The organism is Kocuria sp. APC 4018 (assembly GCF_030407675.1).
Taxonomy (GTDB): Bacteria; Actinomycetota; Actinomycetes; order Actinomycetales; family Micrococcaceae; genus Kocuria; species Kocuria rhizophila.
Map to the genome: position 1 here is coordinate 1 of NZ_JASDCY010000122.1, position 1057 is coordinate 1057.

Annotated in this window: 1 protein-coding gene and 1 pseudogene; both read left to right on the plus strand. The window is 70.1% G+C overall.

The annotated features are described in order from the left end of the window. Positions 1 to 723, plus strand: a pseudogene (locus tag QL985_RS12085) (ATP-binding protein); the annotation flags it as partial. Next, on the plus strand, positions 720 to 1057 hold a 338-nt coding region (locus tag QL985_RS12090; protein WP_290148009.1), incomplete at its 3' end, for a GntR family transcriptional regulator. The pseudogene QL985_RS12085 and the gene QL985_RS12090, both read left to right, overlap by 4 nt.

A 1057-nucleotide genomic window follows, 5' to 3' on the forward strand; every position in this document is an offset into this window, starting at 1 on the left:
CTGGAAGAACTCGTGGCGGACCTCAGCGAACCTCTCGGGGCTGAGCACAGTGCCTTCGGCCTGTTCATCGACGAGATGCAGGACCTGGATCCGGATCTGATGAGTGCCATCATCACGGTGCAGCACATCGCTGGGCAGCGGGAGTGGCCGTTCTACCTCATCTGCGCGGGACTGCCCACCTTGCCCGCGACCCTCAGCGCCGCACGCAGCTACGCAGAGCGCCTCTTCGACTACCGGAGCATCGGACCGCTGAGCCGAGAGGCGGCGGGTCATGCCCTGTCCAGGCCCGCGAAGGAGGTCGGTGCAACCTTCGAGCCCGAGGCTCTCGATGCGCTCGTCTCCGCCACGGGCGGCTATCCCTACTTCATCCAGGAGTTCGGCCAGGCCGTGTGGGAGGTCGCCCCGTCCACTCCTTTCACCGCTGAGGATGCCGAGCTGGCCATCCAGCGGGGGTGGGCGCAACTGGACGCCGGGTTCTTCCCCGCACGGTGGGGACGGGCCACTGGCAGAGAGCGTCAGTACATGAGCGCCATGGCACAGGATGGCGACGGGCCGTCGAGAACCGGTGAGTTGGCGGCACGCCTCGGTGTCACCACGAGCACGCTCGGTCCCACCCGCGCGCAGCTGCTTCACAAGGGCATGATCTACGCACCTGAGCACGGGAAGGTGGCCTTCACGGTGCCTGGCATGGCCGGATACATTGCTCGGCAGTTCGGAGCATGAGGCACCCCCGGGACATCGACCTGCCCCTCACCGTGGACCGCACCTCCGGGGTGCCCCTGGGTGAGCAGCTGGTGCGTCAGGTCCGTGACCTCGTGGCGCGAGGCGTGCTCCGCCCCGGTGACCCGCTGCCCTCCTCCCGGGCGCTCGCGGCCCGCCTGGGCACCTCCCGCGGCACCGTGACCGCGGCGTGGGACGTCCTCACGGGGGAGGGCTACCTGGTGGCGGACCGTGGCGCCACCCGGATCACGCCGTCCCTGCACCTGGACCCGGAGAACGCACCGGCACCGGCGCCGCTCCCAGCCCGCACGACGCCGCGCCGGTCCCTCCCCGTGCC